This window comes from Brasilonema bromeliae SPC951, assembly GCF_012912135.1.
GTDB lineage: Bacteria > Cyanobacteriota > Cyanobacteriia > Cyanobacteriales > Nostocaceae > Brasilonema > Brasilonema bromeliae.
Map to the genome: position 1 here is coordinate 1 of NZ_QMEB01000133.1, position 17,082 is coordinate 17,082.

15 protein-coding genes and 3 pseudogenes are annotated in these 17,082 nt (G+C 42.3%); 11 read left to right on the forward strand and 7 right to left on the reverse strand.

Annotated features, from left to right (window positions below):
- Nucleotides 1-166: 166 nt before the first annotated feature.
- Entirely contained in the window at nt 167-415 is a 249-nt protein-coding gene (locus DP116_RS16880; protein ID WP_246275666.1) for a pentapeptide repeat-containing protein, read from the forward strand.
- Here the strand turns inward: DP116_RS16880 and DP116_RS16885 are convergent.
- The 4 genes and pseudogenes from DP116_RS16885 to DP116_RS16900 all read right to left on the reverse strand — a co-directional run bounded on the left by DP116_RS16885 (nt 379) and on the right by DP116_RS16900 (nt 3,162).
- Nucleotides 379-600, reverse strand: coding sequence for a cysteine hydrolase family protein (locus tag DP116_RS16885; protein WP_169156285.1), 222 nt, complete (start codon nt 598-600; stop codon nt 379-381). The genes DP116_RS16880 and DP116_RS16885 overlap by 37 nt on opposite strands.
- Before the next feature lie 83 nt (nt 601-683).
- A pseudogene (locus DP116_RS16890) lies at nt 684-1,028 on the reverse strand (DUF2834 domain-containing protein); the annotation flags it as partial.
- A gap of 246 nt (nt 1,029-1,274) precedes the next feature.
- A complete protein-coding gene (gene hrcA, locus DP116_RS16895; RefSeq protein WP_169156286.1) occupies nt 1,275-2,369 on the reverse strand; it encodes a heat-inducible transcriptional repressor HrcA in 1,095 nt (364 codons plus the stop codon).
- A gap of 436 nt (nt 2,370-2,805) precedes the next feature.
- Nucleotides 2,806-3,162 carry a rhodanese-like domain-containing protein gene (locus DP116_RS16900; RefSeq protein ID WP_169156287.1) on the reverse strand — a complete coding sequence of 119 codons (357 nt, stop codon included), beginning with the start codon at nt 3,160-3,162 and terminating at the stop codon, nt 2,806-2,808.
- 327 nt (nt 3,163-3,489) lie between these two features.
- Between DP116_RS16900 and DP116_RS16905 the strand changes: the two genes are divergently transcribed.
- A complete protein-coding gene (locus DP116_RS16905) occupies nt 3,490-5,175 on the forward strand; it encodes a DUF3352 domain-containing protein (protein WP_169156288.1) in 1,686 nt (561 codons plus the stop codon).
- Between the two features lie 586 nt (nt 5,176-5,761).
- On the opposite strand, the gene DP116_RS16910 is transcribed toward DP116_RS16905, so the two are convergent.
- On the reverse strand, nt 5,762-6,439 hold the full coding sequence (locus DP116_RS16910) for a nuclear transport factor 2 family protein (protein WP_169156289.1): 678 nt from the start codon (nt 6,437-6,439) through the stop codon (nt 5,762-5,764).
- Nucleotides 6,440-7,030: 591 nt separating this feature from the next.
- On the opposite strand from DP116_RS16910, the gene cysE reads away from it, so the two are divergent.
- Entirely contained in the window at nt 7,031-7,822 is a 792-nt protein-coding gene (gene cysE / locus DP116_RS16920) for a serine O-acetyltransferase (RefSeq protein ID WP_169156290.1), read from the forward strand.
- 125 nt (nt 7,823-7,947) lie between these two features.
- On the opposite strand, the gene DP116_RS16925 is transcribed toward cysE, so the two are convergent.
- Together DP116_RS16925 and DP116_RS16930 are read right to left on the reverse strand one after the other, a co-directional pair.
- Nucleotides 7,948-8,523, reverse strand: coding sequence for a Uma2 family endonuclease (locus tag DP116_RS16925; protein WP_169156291.1), 576 nt, complete (start codon nt 8,521-8,523; stop codon nt 7,948-7,950).
- A gap of 192 nt (nt 8,524-8,715) precedes the next feature.
- A complete protein-coding gene (locus DP116_RS16930) occupies nt 8,716-9,309 on the reverse strand; it encodes an Npun_F5749 family FMN-dependent PPOX-type flavoprotein (RefSeq protein WP_169156292.1) in 594 nt (197 codons plus the stop codon).
- 236 nt (nt 9,310-9,545) lie between these two features.
- On the opposite strand from DP116_RS16930, the pseudogene DP116_RS16935 reads away from it, so the two are divergent.
- From DP116_RS16935 to tal, 8 genes and pseudogenes are all read left to right on the forward strand, one after another.
- A pseudogene (locus DP116_RS16935) lies at nt 9,546-10,772 on the forward strand (glycyl radical enzyme family protein); the annotation flags it as partial.
- Nucleotides 10,773-11,168: 396 nt separating this feature from the next.
- A pseudogene (gene nrdJ, locus DP116_RS16940) lies at nt 11,169-12,239 on the forward strand (ribonucleoside-triphosphate reductase, adenosylcobalamin-dependent); the annotation flags it as partial.
- Between the two features lie 71 nt (nt 12,240-12,310).
- Nucleotides 12,311-12,568: a hypothetical protein gene (locus DP116_RS16945; protein ID WP_169156293.1), complete on the forward strand. Its 258-nt coding sequence runs from the start codon at nt 12,311-12,313 to the stop codon at nt 12,566-12,568.
- 90 nt (nt 12,569-12,658) lie between these two features.
- Nucleotides 12,659-12,796, forward strand: a complete 138-nt coding sequence (locus DP116_RS16950) for a MerR family DNA-binding transcriptional regulator (protein ID WP_211173327.1) — start codon at nt 12,659-12,661, stop codon at nt 12,794-12,796.
- 53 nt (nt 12,797-12,849) lie between these two features.
- Nucleotides 12,850-13,077: a ssl0294 family protein gene (locus DP116_RS16955; RefSeq protein WP_169156294.1), complete on the forward strand. Its 228-nt coding sequence runs from the start codon at nt 12,850-12,852 to the stop codon at nt 13,075-13,077.
- 495 nt (nt 13,078-13,572) lie between these two features.
- The gene (gene rbp, locus DP116_RS16960; RefSeq protein ID WP_169156295.1) at nt 13,573-13,848 is read left to right on the forward strand and encodes an RNA-binding regulator; all 276 of its coding nucleotides are present in this window, start codon (nt 13,573-13,575) and stop codon (nt 13,846-13,848) included.
- Nucleotides 13,849-14,427: 579 nt separating this feature from the next.
- A complete protein-coding gene (fbp, locus tag DP116_RS16965) occupies nt 14,428-15,477 on the forward strand; it encodes a class 1 fructose-bisphosphatase (RefSeq protein ID WP_169156296.1) in 1,050 nt (349 codons plus the stop codon).
- A 157-nt stretch (nt 15,478-15,634) separates the two neighbouring features.
- Nucleotides 15,635-16,780: a transaldolase gene (tal, locus tag DP116_RS16970; protein ID WP_169156297.1), complete on the forward strand. Its 1,146-nt coding sequence runs from the start codon at nt 15,635-15,637 to the stop codon at nt 16,778-16,780.
- The last annotated feature ends 302 nt before the right edge of the window (nt 16,781-17,082 follow it).

Here is a 17,082-nt window from a genome sequence, read left to right on the forward strand (position 1 = left end):
GCAAGTTCTGACGATGAATGTAGAATCCCCTCGCCTTTAGGCAGGGGAGTGTCAAATAAACTGACAGCCACACTCACAAACTAGCTAAAGATGTGTGCTGCATAAAGCTAAAGCCTGGCTGATAAAAAGCTTATTACTTAATTAATTCACAAAAGATTTTGACAAATTGTTAGGAGACAAAAGATATGGATGCTCAGGAACTTTTGAGACGATACGTATCAGGACAGACTTTAGCAATGTAAACCTGGTTCATGTGTGCTTAACTAATGCAAATCTGGTTGGGGCACACCTGATTGGAGCACACTTGATTCGCGCAGACTTAAGGGGGGTAGACCTGACTGCTGCACATCTAAGTCAGGCGAATTGTCAGACAATAGCTTATTTGACCGCAGCGATATCACCCAGGAAGTCGTAGACCGTCGGCAAATTGAAAACTTTTGCTGTTTTTGCCAAACCAATCACGTTATTCTTGAGAATTTGCTGATCAATACTATGAACACCTAGAAAAAGTCCAGCCTGATGGTCAATCAGCAACATGGCGGCATTATCAGGTGTCAGTGGATCGTAAAATGCGTCGCTGTTACCTGTTATGTTAGTCATTGACAGTTCCTTGAGCGGTTCAAGGCTAATTATTCAATGAAGCTAACGATTCCGCAAGTAGGTACACGCTTGTACGTAACGTTCATATTGAAAAAAGCATTTTTGCTGCCAGGAAACTTTTGATTTGGTTCCCGTAAAGCTAAGTAAGGTAGTAAGGCAAAAGCCCCAACTCCAAAAGAAACAGAAGCAAAAGGCCAAGCAGGAATTTTTTGTCCTTTACCATCAATAAATGCCACGCAGCTGTAAATCATAGGCCAGATGCCCATGATGTTGAAGAGTGCTACAACTAAAGGGTTAATTCCTTGCCACTGACCAGTAGAAAGATTTTTAATCAACTCGAATGTATCAGGTTGATTAGGAGGGGCAAAGAAAAAGGCATAGACAATCAGTCCTAGCCATAGCGCTCCAAAAGTAATTTTTCTGACCATTATTTAAGCTAGTTTTGACGAATTCACTAATTGTTTTGCCATAACTCAGATCTTGGATCTGCTTTTTCATCCGCCAATAAATAAATTTCTTGGCTCAATATTCAAGTCCGTTAAAACGGACTGGATAAGTTTTTGAGTCCGTTTTAACGGACTTGATCTATTAGCCTTGAACTTGAGTTCAAGGCGTACTCACCGGTGAAGTCCAAGATTTGCCATATGCTGTTTTTTTATAAATACCTACTGGCTCTACTGGGGATTGAAACAACTGAAAGCTTCTGAGAGGTAATCAGCAGCAGCAGCGACTACGGCGATCGCACTTTCATAATTCAGCCGCGTTGGCCCCAGAACTCCCACGCTACCTAATGATACAGAACCTCGGCGATAGGTCGAAGAAATCAACGAGCAAGTGCGTATAGGTTCTAGAGGGTTTTCTGAACCAATACGAACAGTGACTCGCGGTTTACCCATCTCCTCCGCCTCCGGTTGTTCTTCAAATATTAATCGCCACAGTTGGTCTTGTTCTTCTTCCAACAGGTGGATGAGCATTTGCACTTGCTGTAATTCCGAAAACTCTGGCTGACGCAAAACTTCAGCAACACCGCGAACCATAATTTGTGTTGCAGATGGTGTCAGAGTGCGACGAGCAAGATCAGCAAGTGAATTTTTCAAGAATTCGCCATATCTTTGGAACTCTTGGGCTAATTCACTCCATTTCAAGTTAGCTAATTCAGTTATGCTTTTCCCCCGCAAGTGAGTATTCAAAAAATTAGAGACAATCTGCAACTCCCGGTCGATGACTTCTGCATCTGGCTGTGCATCTTCCGAGGCTTGCGCTAAATCCATCAATGCTGAATGTGTCTCATATCCATCCGTCACCACAATCAACATCACCCGTCCCGTTTCTACTTGTACGAGTTGTAAATGTCTCAACACTGCTGTTGCAGTTTGCGGCATTGTAATTAAGGTGATGCAACCACTTAAAGTTGCTAAAATGTGAGCGGCTCCTTGTAGGAGAGCTTCTAAGCTCCAATCCTCCCACTTGAGCCGCTTCTGCAGTGATAGTTCTACCTCTCGTGCTAAAGTTTCAGAAGGTGTAATCAGCTGGTCAACATAAATACGGTAGCCAGAGTCGGAAGGTACGCGTCCCGCAGAAGTGTGAGGCTGGTACAGTAACCCAACTTTTTCCAACACGCCCATCACATTGCGAATTGTTGCTGAGCTAACACCAAGGTTGTACTCTTCAACAAGAGCTTTAGAACCAACAGGTTCTGCTGTGGCTATATAATGACGTATTGTTGCCCAAAGTATCTGCTGTTGACGATTTGTAAGCTGGACTTGCATAAGGAGTTTTTTACTGAAGCCGAATTTTAAGCGAACTTTGAAAAAGTTTTTAGAGATAGCTCTAAATTAAATAAGGATTAATAATAGTAAAGCAACATAGCAAACACTTTGCTTCTACGAGAATAAGGAAAAAGAAGTAAATAAAAGTAAATATTCAGTATTGTGTTGATAAAGTTACTATTAATACAAGTTTACTGCTGAAAAAAGCTTTTGGATTGAAGTAAATAGCCCCTACTTATGGATACTTGCATAAGCTTCTTGAAATCTCTGTATTTCAGGTTACGAATTTCCGGAACAGCCAAAAAAGGCACGTAGGTAGAATACAATATTTTCCACTCAACACTTAAAGCTATCCTAGCTTGTACAGAGGATAGCATAGACAAGTTGGAATCGTCAGTCTTAGGAGACTACATAGCCACTTCACTCAAAACAGGAGCTAGTATTGGGGAATTGAAGAGTCAACCAAAGTTGAGTAAGCATCAATTCCACCCATAATATTTTTGACATTTGTAAAGCCTTGAACAACTAACCACTGACACATCTGAGCAGAACGAATGCCATGATGACACAGCACAAGGGTTTCAGCGTGAGGATCTAAGCGAGTGTTGACTTGATCTGCCCAGTCAGGAAACTCACTCAAAGGTAAATTGACAAAGCCATCGATGTAGGCGATCGCCACCTCTTGTGGTTCACGCACGTCCACAAGCTGAATTGGGTCTCCTGAAGATAAGCGTTGTGCCAGTTCCTCAACGTTAATTTGGGTAATGGATGGTTCGGAAGGTTTGCCCATCATGAAGTTTTGATAATTTTTCTATACTATATTATATTCACAAAAAATCTTCGTTTTTTGGGGTTGGTAGGTGCGTAAGTGCTGTTTCATTCAAGAACTGAAAAATTCGGTTTTAATGAAACGGGTATCAGCCTTAATTGCAGAATTTTCTCTAGAGTTCGGCTGGATGCGCGAAACTGAGCATCTAACAATTAGAGATAACATGATTTTTGATAGACTTGTGCACAAGTTTCAGTACTAAACTAATTTCTAGTAACAGAACTACCATTCATAATTTAATTTGGTATTTGATTATTAGTATTTGCACCTCTAGCAGTCTGTATAAAAATTATGACACAACGTTCATTTTTGCGAGTTGTAGCAGTGGGTATTATGATGCTGCTATTGATTGGTATGACTGGTTGTAACGGGTTATCCGCCAAAAATTCCCTAACCGGTATCGCTCCTACAGGACAGTCAGATGCTGCCATATTCGTGTCTAAACAAGCACCAGTTATGGTGTCGATGCTCGTGAATCCAGAACGCTTGCAGGCGTTTGAGCGTGATGGAGAACTGTCAAAATTGAAAACAAGATTACTGGCGAATACGGGTATAGATTACCAACAGGAAATTAAACCTTGGTTAGGGAACGAAATAACATTAGCTGTCACAAGCTTAGATATTGATCACGACTCTGAGAACGGACAACAGCCAGGGTATTTAATGGCACTTGCAACCACTCAACCCGAGAAAAGCCGTGAATTTGTTCAGTTATTGTTTTCTAAGCGGGCTTTGGCTGGGGCAAACTTAGCAACTGAAGAATACAAAGGCGTGAAGCTGATTTCTGACAATCAGATTCCTTCAACGTCTGATCACAACGAAGGAGTCAAAAACCAAAATAGTCTTGCTGGTGCAGTTGTAGGTAATAGCTTTGTCTTGTTTGCCAATCACCCAAAAGTGCTGCGAGAGGCAATTAATAATGTACAGGTATCCGATTTGAATTTAACCAGTTCCGGCAAATACCAAAAAGCAACCAAACAACTGTCCAAAGAAGCACAGGCTGTTGCTTTTCTCAATCTCCCCGTAGTAGCAAAATGGCAGAATCTCAAACCCGATGCTCAAACTTATGACAACCAAATTATTTCCTTAGTATCAAACCCCAAAGGATTGCTCGCTGAAACTGCTTTTTTGGCTAAAAAAGAAACCTCACCCCCAGCTGCACAACTCTCTAAACCTGTGGGTGCGTTGGATTATATCCCAGCTTCAGCAAGTTTAGCAGTAGCAGGAGCAAATTTAAGCGGTTTGGGTGACAGTGATTTAGCACAACTTTGGCAACAAGTCACAGCTAGCCTATCTGCTTCCACAGAAGATGTGATTTCTAAATTCCTCCCGGTGGCAGATGTTCAAAAACGTTCCGGCATAAACTGGAGAGAGGATATTTTCAACTCGGTGCAAGGAGAATACGCTATAGGATTGTTACCCCGTGCAGAACAAACAAATCCCGATTGGATTTTTGTAGCGGAAAAATCCGAGGGGACACTCGCAGCAATTTCCCGTTTGGATGAACTCGCCTCATCAGAAAGGCTTTCGCTGAATTCCTTCACCCTAAATGACCAAAAAATCTCTGCTTGGGCACAGCTAAAAACTGCTATCAATAAATCTAGTGAAGCAAAAGAGCGAGAATTGTTTACAATTCAAGCAAATGTTCTAGCAGCGCGTGCTGACATTGGAAATTACGAGATTTTTGCATCTTCTGTTGAGGCAATCAATGCAGCTTTGACGGCTAAGGAGAACCCCTTAGTTAAGAATCGTGATTTCCAAGACAGTATCGCTACTATTCCTGAACCGAACCAAGGTTATGTGTATATCGACTGGACAAAGAGTCAGGATATTTTAGAGCGTCAACTACCAATTCTAAAGTTTGTGGAGGTGCTGGGCAAGCCGTTTTTCAAAAATTTGCGATCGCTCACCCTCAGTAGTTATGGTAGTGACACAGGATTGCTCAAAGCCGGCATATTTTTTCAATTTAATCGTTAGTCAAATCCCGAAATCTCTATAAACCAAGCTGTAGCTATTCATGGTTCATGGAGTACAGAGGGTGCAGGGAAAGACTTAGTACATTTCTAGTCTTTCCCTGCTTTCTTATCATTCTGTACTTTCAGGTTTGGTGTAGGTATTGGTATTTCACCAACTTATACCAATTTCAGAAAAGAATGCGACAGATGGGTAGATGGGTAGATAGGTAGGTTGGGGAGCCACTGCGTTGGGCGGCTTTGCCGACTTGTAGACGCCCAGAGGGCGGCTTCCCGTAGGGTAGCAAGTGGCGTTTGAACGCAGTGAAACCCAACAAAATCAAAATTTTGGAGTTGGGTTTCGTTCCTCAACCCAACCTACATGTATAGCTACATGTGTTACCAAGGGTTTAATAGCAGTCACCAGATTTCATGTCATCTAACTCAAGAATCCCTATGAATTTAAAATAAGTGGTTGGAAACTGAAAAGCAAAACTAAAACAAAAAGCACTGGATAATTAGCCGTCGTTCCAGTGCCTCTGCAATTTTTACGGTTGACTACCCTGTCTAATGTTTGGTCAAGTAACCTCGAAGTTTTTTCTTAATACTACTTAATTACCAATTATGCTGCTTCCGCATCCGTAACCAACACCATTCATGCAATTCATCATATTATTTCTCATTCGCATATCTTCTATTATCCCTTGCATCTCTCTTTCTCTCCCTTGCATGTATCTTCTTTTCATTTCAGCAAGTGATTGCCGTTGTGCAGGAGTTAAATTATTTTCGTTTACTTGAGATGCTTGCTGTCCGTTAACATTTGACTGTAAAACGTGGGTGCTTATAAGTTTCCATCCACCCGGTGTTCGTTTCCAGATATCTTGGTATTGACTTACATTTGAAAAAGGGACAGGAACTTGAGGATTGTTCGGGTTTGAACCAATTGCACTTGTATATCCAATACCTATCACTGTTGCAGTTTGCCCATTGATTTGGATTTGTTTAATCTCATCGTGTGCCTTAATTTGACGTATATTCTTAAAATCGTTTTGTGTTTGTTGGCGCTCCTGCTCCAGATTTGTTAACTTTCCATTAGGTCTAATTATGGTGAATTCAGGAGCATAGTCAGCAAATATTTGATTAACATCCTTACGTTCAATAGCAGCGTTATAAGCAGCATAGGCTTTCATGATTGCTTGCTTATCAGCTTGTTCATCAGCATAAACAACACTAGTCATTGCAAACGTTGTAGCTAGCAGAGTAGTAAAAGTTATAGCAGGTAGTCTCATAAACAATTATCCCTAAAGGTAAAAAGCAAAGGATTTTAGCAGTATAACTACCATATTACAATGGCCGTATAAACACTTAATTACAAAAATATAAAGTTTCCGCAACTAAAAAGCTGCAAGCCCTTAGAATACTGAGTTAGCAGCTTTTTAATTATGGTATCAATATTCTAAAAAGTAATTAGCTAGTTTGAATACGTCTCACATTCAAACTAGATACAACTCATTAGTCAATGAGTTTTCGTAATTCCTCCAGTAGTACCATTTTGCAAATTCTCAGCCTCCAGTACCGCATCTGGGGGCTTTTAATTGTAAGCTGTGGACACAGTAGTTTTTTGTCTGACGATGAACGTCAATCGGTACGGACGCGCCAAAATTCTCACACAGCAAGAGATACAGCTAGTTTTTGCCCAAGGGTTTGACTCAGAGCGTGATAAAACCCTATTCGGTGTATGCCTGTTTACGGCTGCAAGAATTCGTGAAGCGTGTACCAATCATTTTTCAAATTGGTATTACAACCAACGATTTTATTCATGGCACCTAGAACGCTAAAATAGAGTCTGAGTTGATTGGCGAAACTAGGGTACAACAACCGTGCTATCTATATTCCTTGCTGACTTCCGCATCATCTTTGAACGCGACCCAGCTGCTCGTAACTGGTTGGAAGTGTTGTTTTGCTACCCCGGTTTGCAAGCCTTACTGTTATATCGGTTGGCTCATTGGCTGCATATCATTCACATTCCCCTTATTCCTCGCCTGATTTCACACATAGCCCGATTTTTAACCGGAGTTGAAATCCACCCTGGTGCAACGATTGGTCATAGTGTTTTTATTGACCACGGAATGGGTGTGGTGATTGGGGAGACGGCAATTGTGGGAGACTATACCTTAATTTATCAAGGTGTCACCCTTGGCGGTACTGGTAAGGAATGCGGTAAGCGCCATCCAACTGTAGGAGAAAATGTTGTTGTTGGAGCCGGAGCCAAGGTACTCGGTAATATCGAAATTGGCAACAATGTCCGCATTGGTGCTGGATCAGTTGTCTTGCGCGACGTGCCACCAGATTGTACTGTAGTTGGCGTTCCTGGTCGAATTCTATACCGTTCTGGCGTTCGAGTCAATCCCCTGGAACACGGAAGTTTACCAGATGCTGAAGCCCAAGTCATCCGTGCTTTAGTAGACCGCATCGAGCAATTGGAACAAAAAATTGAACAGTTGCAACAACCGCAGCAAAAAGTTTTAGTTCCTTTCGTTAACTCATCATTGTCAACACCTCAGACCTCAAATTCCCACATATTAAAAGATGAGGCATCTTCAGAAATGCGCACTTGTTGTCTTTTAGAAAATAAGGTGATTGAAGAGTTTTTGGATGGTTCTGGGATTTAACGAGGAAGGGAGTCAATATAAGCTTTTCCATGATTCTGTAGACGTGCACCGGCTTTCCGGAGGGTATGGGTGCTTTGTTTTCGTCGTCCTGTACTAGGTTTCTGGGTTTGGATTCGTTGCGTAAGTTAGCAAATTCTTGCTTGCTGGAAGATTTGTTGAGGTGTAATTTGTAGTCCAGGCAATAAGGAATCTTCTAAACTATCAGTACCGCGCTTGGTTTGAGGGAGAGCATGTTCAGGATAAAAAATAGTAATAGTTTTTGCTCTAGTATCAATAATCCAAACTCGTTGAACTTTAGCTTTTAAATAATCTGTTGCTTTTTCTGTCATTTCACCAAAAGTTTGACCAGGTGAGATTATTTCAATAACTAGTTCGGGTGCAACAGGACAAGCGTCATCTTGCAACCAATCAGCAGCAAGACGGTTATAAGAAATATAAGTCAAATCTGCTACAGGAACCCAGTTTTGTTGATTTCGTGTTAGCTTAATTGCCCATTCAATGACAACCCGTCCCTTTCCTTCTGCCCATGCAGACAATAGTATAAATAAGGCTCCTGTTATAGAACTATGAAAAAATTTTGGTGATATTTCATCGTTTTTAAATTTAGGAACAGCTTCTCCCTCGATTAGTTCGTAGGTGATATCTCCTTCGGGAAGTGCGAGGAATTCTTCGAGGGTTAGTTGTCTTTGGAGTTTAATCATGGTTCATAATTTTTCAGGAAGATGACTCTATTTTAGATTTTTAATAATTACCAAGAAAGAACTCAGAATTATAGCGGTTATCAGTTGGGTGCAGTACATCAAAAAATTAGCATATGAACCAATCACTGCTTGACTGTCCTAGAAGTAGAAGCAATTCGACAGCAATAAAACTTTAACAAAAGCAGAAATTATTTACGGATTAATTGCAGTCGTAGACCATGTGTGAGAATTATCTCTCAGATAACACCAACGATTTTGGGGATTGCCACGCAATTCTAGGTGATCCACTTGCACGGGATCGAGCAATAACAAGCAAAAGTTTTGTGGAGGATGAGCGGGATCAGCAACAGAAGATGAGAAAGCTTCTTGCTCAGCTCTAGGTTTTCCAGGATGAGGCCAAGTAAATTGTACACGAGCATTGTCTGAAAGGTCTTGCCACGTTTGCTGACGAGCTTTTTGCAGTCCTGAGTCAGGATGATTGGCATCGATGAGAGACAATTCTCCAGCAATGCGGAACTGTTCGCGAGTGACACTAAAGTACCAGCATACTTCTGTCCAAGGTTGATGGAGTATTTGGTCGAATTTTTCGCTGCGTGTGTCAGTGATCATTTTCAGCAAATTAGTATCGCCTAGAAAGCCACGAAACACAACAGTACGATTAGCTGGGCGTCCGTCAGTTTGGACTGTCGCAAGTTGAAAGTAGCGCGAGTATGGCTGGCTACGGTTACGATGAAGGGCACGGGCAAGAGGAGAACGCCAAGGGGCGATAAGTAATTCAAAATTCAAAATTTAAAATTCAAAATTAAAAGTTCAAAAAGACATAGACTAGCGTCCCGGCAAAGATCTCACCTGTGGACTGTGTGCAAATTAAAGGCGTGACGGCTTAGACATAGGAAAATTATACTGCAATGAGTCTAGCCAAGCACGCAGCGCAAATCTCACAATTTTTCAATCTTTATCTTCTCATTGCACTTGGCGTATAGTCGTAATCTATGTCGGTGAGCAACAAGGCTTGATTCTCTATGGTTCGTGAGCTTGAAAAAAAACGCCAGGGTGCAAAATTTCCAGAAACTGCGCCAGCTGCCAATCCAGTCTTTTTTAGAACCTATAGCCGTCGTCAAGAGGCTGGGGTGAGGGAGACTTGGGATCAGGTGTGCGATCGCACTATCCAAGGCTTCATCACTCTTGGGAAATTACTTCCACACGAAGCTGATATCCTACAACGGATGCAGCGAAACTTGAAAGCATTACCCAGCGGACGTTGGTTATGGGTTGGCGGTACAAATTGGATCAAAGAGCAAAAAAATTTTTCTGGGGCTTATAACTGTACGTCTACCAACCTGCAAGACTGGAGTGCTTTCGGGTTGATGATGGATTTGGCAATGATGGGCTGCGGAACTGGAGCCGTTTTAGAACCACAATATATCAGCAAGTTGCCCCCTATCCGTAATCACCTTCATGTACAAGTGCAAGGTGAAATTGGTATGACTCCTCCTAGGAGACGTCGCCAGCAGACAGAAGTCATAATAGAAAGCAATCTCGTTACTCTTTACGTTGGAGATAGCCGTCAAGGTTGGGTGCAATCTTATCAAAGTTTGTTGGAACTTTCAACCGATGAACGATTTTCACAAGATGTTCAAGTTATTGTTGATCTTAGCGACGTACGTCAAGCAGGAGAACCTCTCAACGGTTTTGGAGGGGTTGCGAATCCTGTAAAATTACCAGAACTGTATGAGCATTGTGCATCTATCCTGAATAAAGCTGTAGGACGACAGTTAAATTCTGTTGAATGCTGTTTATTAATTGATCGAGCAGCTGTCACAATTGTTGCCGGCAATATTAGGCGCTCAGCTGGAATGCGCCAAGGTTATAGTGAGGATAATTTGTTTGCAGATGCTAAGGCAAATCTTTGGCAGCAAGATGAGAATGGCAACTGGCGCATCGATCCAGAGCGTGATTCTCTGAGGATGGCAAACCATACTAGAGTTTTTCATCAAAAGCCTACATTAAAAGAATGTATTGATGCTGTCCGCAAACAATACTACAGCGGTGAAGGTGCGATTCAATGGGCTGGTGAAGCTGTCGCTAGAGCTAATTGTGACCTTTTGAAAAATCACGAACAAAAAATAGATTTTCTCAAAGCTTATGCTCTGGGTAAAGCCAAAGATTGGTTGCAAGAGAATTATCCTCAAATTCCTGAAAGTGAATTAGAGCATCGTTTGGCTCGTTACGGTTTAAACCCGTGTGGTAGATAGTTTTGCCTCACGTTAAAAACCGGGGAAATTCAAGGAAGGCTAAGCAGAAAAGGTGAGTTTTGAATTGTTATTTAAAATTGAAAAAATTATTATTAACTAACTCTGAAATGACTCATTAATGACTGTATGCTAATCTTGAGCTAACCTTATTATTTAAAAGTCTAAGGTAGTGCAACGCATAGGAGTTGAACCTTTTCAGTGCATAGTTAAGCAGTGATCACTGAAGAACTGGTAACTGAAGAGAATATAATACCCCCACGAGTCCCCGGCTACTAAATGGTAGAAAAGGTATGCTGAACTGAACTGGAATTGACCAGTTGTATCCCAGCAATGGGTATGAGGAAAACCTCCAGAACTAGAGGATAACAAGCCTTTAGGATAACAAAATTGGAAATTATTGGCTCAAATTTTCATTGCAATCTCTCAGAAATTCACCTCAACCAAATTGACCCAAATAACTACAAAGAACAGGAAGAAGCTTTCACTGCTGGAGCACTTTCTGTAGCAGCACTTCTGCATCACAAATTTATTGAACCCCGCTACCAATACAGCCGCGAATTAGACCCAATTGTCGGTGTTTCTTTTACTGGGTTATTTGATTTCTTTGTTCATGCTTTTGGGGTTGATTGGTTACGTTGGTGGGAAAAAGGAAGACCTGCAACTCCTGAAGGATTGGCGTTTAAGCGTCAAGAGGAGGAATACCTAAGTTTTTGGAAAGAGACTGTACATCGTGTTGTTTGGGATTACTGCGATCGCCACGGCTTAAAACGTCCAAACCGCTGCACCACAGTTCAACCAAGCGGTACGAAGTCTCTGTTGACAGGTGCTAGCCCCGGATGGCATCCCCCCAAAGCACAAAGATTTATACGTCGGATTACCTGCCGCAAAAATGATCCCGTCGCTTTGGCTTGTCTTGAGTATGGGTACAATATTATACCCTCCCAATCAGATAAAGATGACGACGGTACATTGTTGAATGACCCCTTTGATCCGCGAGTCAGCGAATGGTTGGTGGAAATCCCGGTCGCTGTATCCTGGGCTGATTTACCAGGTGCTGATAAAATAGATATCAGTCAATTTAGTGCGATCGCCCAAATAGATTTCTATATGCAGGTACAGAGATTTTATGTCACACATAACACCTCTGCGACCATTGAGTTACGAGAAAATGAAGTTGAAACTTTAGGAACTCGGATATACGAAGCCATCAAAAATGATGAGGGCTACATCAGTGCTGCACTTCTGGCACGGTTTGACGACCTTCAAACTTTTCCTCGCTTACCTTTTGAGCCGATAACAAAACAACGGTACGAACAGCTGATGAAAGAAGTGGAAATGCACCGCAAAACAGAAGATTTTCATGCTGTTTTAAGCCGTTACGATTTCGGCGATTTAATCGAAGCAGGACCAGCAGGTTGCGACTCTGATAAGTGCATGATGCCTGAACAAACCTTAATGTAAATAATTAGGCAGTCCGCCTTTGGGGGTTCCCCTTCGTTTTGCAACCAGCCGTTCCGTTGTAGGAACTACCGGTGGCGCAGCCTAGGCGTGGAGATACTTATAACGGTATCGACAACAAAAGCGGTGGTTGTGAGGGAATCTACCATCACCGCCCAATACGGTTTTCATCAGCTTACAGCCTAAAGCCTTGGTTACAAGAACAAAGCCCACATAAGTGGGCTACTCCTTTCCCGCCCGAAGATTACCGTTTAGGCAGCAGGGGAGCCGGGGAGCAGGGGAGCCGGGGAGCAGAAATGACATCGGTAATCTTACACCACCGAAGGGAGTAATACAAATTGAGGCTACCCGACCAACTAGAAGTTAAGAGAGTATGACTTAATCGCTAAATAGTTTGCTAAACTTCCTCATAGTTTACCGCTATGAGAAGATTTCTGTGGAAAGTTGCAGAGTTTGGGGATCTCATTGGGGTTTCCCCCTCCACTTTACGACGATGGGAAAAAGAAGAGAAGTTGATTCCAGAACGAACACTAGGGAATCAACGCATTTACAGTTCTTAGGTTACGATCGCCTTAATAACGGTCATTTTTAACTGAGTCATAGGAGAACCCTCATGTTCGTTGATGAATTGAAACCAATATTTCAACAATTCACCCACCATCCACTTTCTTTTCTGGGCGGTTTCGTTTCTGGTTTGCTACGACTCAACCTTGCTGACGATCCTGTTAAAAGCTGGCTCTCTCAACAACTCGACTCAACTAGCAACACGACTTTTACCACTCAATCTGCTGAAGGACATAATGGCAAAGCTAGTGGTCCTCAGTCGATTAGCATTGAATAAAGTTCAAATCTACCAATATTTAGGTAAATATCACCAAAATAAGTAAAGATACTAAGGAAACCTTAGTATCTTTGCAAGAAACAGCTTAAAAAATCAAACAAAATTTTATTGACTATGTAGCGCTTGGTGGTGTGGCGTGCAATACACACGGAGCTAGTGAAAGTGCATGCACTTTCACATTATTCGTGGTGATATATGTGATTCAAATGAGAATTGCTATATATTCTACAACAACCTATAAGTTAAGCTAATTTAAATTGATATGTGATTGTAAAATCTCATACTTTGAAAATTGACAAAATCAGTTATCATATGTAGCGTATGCGAAAATTCAGTCCAGCCGGTGGCGAAGTCGCAATTAAGATTCAACTTCGTTGTATCTTTCCTGCGCTCTTTGCTATTGGTGAATGAGGCGAAACGGAAGCAGTTTCTGCTGTTTGTTTCCCTATATTCACGCTAAATTCTTCGCTATTCGTTGCGACTTACGTGATTCACATGACTATTTACGTTGGAAATCTCTCCTACCGCGCCACAGAAGCAGATTTAAAAGTAGTATTTGCAGAATATGGCGAGGTGAAAAGAGTTGTCTTACCTACTGACCGCGAAACTGGCCGCTTGCGCGGTTTTGCCTTTGTAGACATGAGTGAAGACGCCCAAGAGGATGCAGCTATTACAGAATTAGATGGTGCTGAATGGATGGGTCGTCAACTCAGGGTTAATAAGTCTAAACCGCGCGAGGAGGAGCGACGAGGTAGTTGGGTGAAAAGATAATAGTCTCAATAGCGATGAATAATCATGATAACAGATTGTTTCCTAGTTATGCAAGCTATTGCTGAAATATCTAGAAACAAGAAATCAAACAATTCGATGAAGTGAAAAGTTATGCCCGACGAGTTGTGACTCTAAGATCATAGTCATAATGAGTCGGTTTTTCCAACCCTATGGTGTACTTAGCAATCTTAAAGACTAAGGAAGTGGAAAATTTGCTTATTTGTATTTTTTCAGTGACTGTATCTGTATAAGTGTACCCAACGAGTGGGAACAGTAAGAAAACTCTGGTTGCGAATAGATGTTTCTTTCTTGTACAGGTAGGCAAGTAAATTTACAGATTATTCTCACAGGAAACACTATTGTATCTAAATTCTTCGCCAGACTGAGTAGAGTTACTCAAGTATATCATTCGAGACTGGTGAGGCAGCTTTGCATAGACCCATAGCTGATTCATTTCTTTAGTTTATCTAAAATCACATTTAAGTTGTCAAATTACCTTTCTAAGATAGAGGCAGCAACCACAAGTTGCAACCCACGGGATGAACCACAAAAACACCTAGTCTCTAGGGAGGTTAAAAAATGGCCAGAGCGCCGGAATCTTTGGAGTTAAATACTAACGAAGTGGCAGACAAGGCGTTAGATCGGGATTGTACAACATTATCCCGCCATGTCCTGCAGCAACTTCAGAGCTTTTCACCTCAAGCACAGGATCTGAGTGCGCTCATGAATCGGATCGCCTTAGCTGGCAAACTGATTGCTCGTCGCCTCAGCCGTGCAGGTTTAATGGAAGGGGTTCTCGGATTTACAGGGGAAGTCAATGTGCAGGGAGAATCCGTCAAAAAGATGGATGTCTATGCCAATGATGTCTTTATCTCAGTTTTCAAGCAAAGCGGTTTAGTTTGTCGCCTAGCTTCCGAGGAAATGGAAAAACCCTACTACATTCCGGAAAACTGCCCCATAGGTCGCTACACTCTTTTGTATGACCCCATAGATGGCTCATCCAACACCGATACAAATCTCAGTTTGGGTTCCATTTTCTCAATTCGGCAACAGGAAGGAAGTGACCTCAATGGTGAAGCGGCTGATCTGCTAGCCTCTGGACGCCAGCAAATTGCAGCGGGGTACATATTATATGGCCCCAGCACAATGCTAGTCTATACTATTGGTAGGGGAGTTCATTCGTTTACCCTTGACCCAAGTTTAGGGGAGTTTATCCTCACAGAAGAAAACATCCGGATTCCTGACCACGGTTCCGTATACAGCGTCAACGAAGGAAACTTTTGGCAGTGGGATGAACCGATTCGGGAGTATGTTCGCTATGTCCACAGAACAGAAGGTTACACCGCTCGCTATAGTGGGGCAATGGTAAGTGACATCCACAGAATTTTGCTTCAAGGCGGTGTGTTTCTCTACCCAGGGACACTTCCGAAACCAGAAGGTAAACTGCGCTTACTTTATGAATCCGCTCCCCTAGCCTTTGTGATTGAGCAAGCAGGTGGTCGCGCTACTACGGGACACATGGATATCTTAGAGGTAGTAGCCAAAAAACTGCACCAGCGGACACCTTTGATTATTGGAAGCCCAAAAGATGTTGCAAAGGTAGAGTCTTTCATTCAGAACGGTCACTAGAAGAGCGTAAAAAGCGCAGTTTCAAGTGTAGTCAGCACGTAAGCTATGAGTAAGCGGTTAGTCGTTAGTCGTGATGAGTTAGTAGAACGACTAACAACTAACAACTTGACAAACGTCACTTAGATACATTAGAAGCAGGAGTCAAACAAATACAGCTATGGCAACTAATCAATTACTGGAAATTAAAAACTACGGTCAAAGCATCTGGATGGATAATTTGAGCCGTGATATTATTCAATCTGGCGAACTCAAAGACCTGGTTGAAAATAAAGGAATCTGTGGGATTACCTCCAACCCAGCCATCTTTGAAAAAGCGATCGCCGGAAACGCGATTTATGATGCTGATATAGAAGCAGGAATCAAAGCTGGATTACCAACAGACAAAATTTATGAATCGCTAGCTTTTGCAGATATCCGCAACGCCTGTGATATTCTACGCCCCGTGTATGATGCAACCAATGGATTGGATGGTTACGTCAGCATCGAAGTTCCACCAAACATTGCTGATGATACACAGGCAACAATCAAAGAAGCCCGTCGCTATTACCAAGAAATTGGTCGGGAAAATGTCATGATTAAAATTCCCGGTACAAAAGCGGGTTTACCTGCAGTTGAACAAGTCATCGCTGATGGCATTAATGTCAACATTACGCTGTTGTTCTCTGTTGACAGCTACATCAAAACAGCTTGGGCTTACATTAGTGGTTTAGAAAAACGGGCAGCCGAAGGTAAGGATATTAGCAAAATTGCTTCTGTCGCTAGCTTCTTCCTCAGCCGAATTGACAGCAATATTGATGGTAAGATTGACGCGAAATTGAAAAAAGGCGTTGATGACATTACCGTAGAAGCCAAGCTGAAAGATGTCAAAGGAAAAGTGGCGATCGCCAACGCCAAAATTGCTTACCAGGAATACAAAAAGATAATTCAGACAGACAGCTGGAAAGCATTAGCAGCCAAGGGAGCAAAAGTACAGCGCCTCCTGTGGGCAAGCACCAGCACCAAAGACCCCAACTACAGCGACGTGATGTATGTTGATGAGTTGGTTGGTCCCGACACTGTCAACACCTTGCCACCTGCGACAATTGATGCTTGTGCTGACCACTGCGACGTCGCCAGCCGCATTGAAACACGGATAGAAGAAGCTTACCAACTGATAGAAAGCCTCAAAGATCCAGACATCAACATCGATATCAACAAAGTGATGGACGAACTGCTTGTTGAAGGTATCGATAAGTTTGTCAAGCCCTTTGAATCGCTGATGAGCTCCCTGGAAAGCAAGGTTAAACAGTTGTCTCCTGTGTAGGAACTTAACAGTTAACAGTTATCAGTTATCAGTGAACAGTGAGACCAGTGCGAATGACGGCTTTCCCTCACTTGGCAACTGGCGTTAGCCGTAAGGCGTGCGCTTTGCGCATACCCGAAGGGTTATCAATGACTTAATAGCTGATAACTAGTTGATAACTCAATACGGTTCAGTTAGAGCCAAAAACCTTAAAATTAGTAGGTTGGGGAGCCACTTGCATGGGCGGGTTTCCCGACTTGAGCAAAGTGGCGTTTGAGCGGAGCGAAACCCAACACAAACGTTAATTGTTGGGTTTCGTTCCT

What these genes read in the sequence shown, in the direction of transcription:
- DP116_RS16905 (WP_169156288.1), top strand. Translation starts at nt 3,490, where the DNA reads ATGACACAACGTTCATTTTTGCGAGTTGTAGCAGTGGGTATTATGATG.
- DP116_RS16885 (WP_169156285.1), bottom strand. Translation starts at nt 600, where the DNA reads ATGACTAACATAACAGGTAACAGCGACGCATTTTACGATCCACTGACA.
- hrcA (WP_169156286.1), bottom strand. Translation starts at nt 2,369, where the DNA reads ATGCAAGTCCAGCTTACAAATCGTCAACAGCAGATACTTTGGGCAACA.
- DP116_RS16900 (WP_169156287.1), bottom strand. Translation starts at nt 3,162, where the DNA reads ATGATGGGCAAACCTTCCGAACCATCCATTACCCAAATTAACGTTGAG.
- rbp (WP_169156295.1), top strand. Translation starts at nt 13,573, where the DNA reads ATGACTATTTACGTTGGAAATCTCTCCTACCGCGCCACAGAAGCAGAT.
- DP116_RS16925 (WP_169156291.1), bottom strand. Translation starts at nt 8,523, where the DNA reads ATGATTAAACTCCAAAGACAACTAACCCTCGAAGAATTCCTCGCACTT.
- DP116_RS16950 (WP_211173327.1), top strand. Translation starts at nt 12,659, where the DNA reads ATGAGAAGATTTCTGTGGAAAGTTGCAGAGTTTGGGGATCTCATTGGG.
- fbp (WP_169156296.1), top strand. Translation starts at nt 14,428, where the DNA reads ATGGCCAGAGCGCCGGAATCTTTGGAGTTAAATACTAACGAAGTGGCA.
- DP116_RS16955 (WP_169156294.1), top strand. Translation starts at nt 12,850, where the DNA reads ATGTTCGTTGATGAATTGAAACCAATATTTCAACAATTCACCCACCAT.
- tal (WP_169156297.1), top strand. Translation starts at nt 15,635, where the DNA reads ATGGCAACTAATCAATTACTGGAAATTAAAAACTACGGTCAAAGCATC.
- DP116_RS16910 (WP_169156289.1), bottom strand. Translation starts at nt 6,439, where the DNA reads ATGAGACTACCTGCTATAACTTTTACTACTCTGCTAGCTACAACGTTT.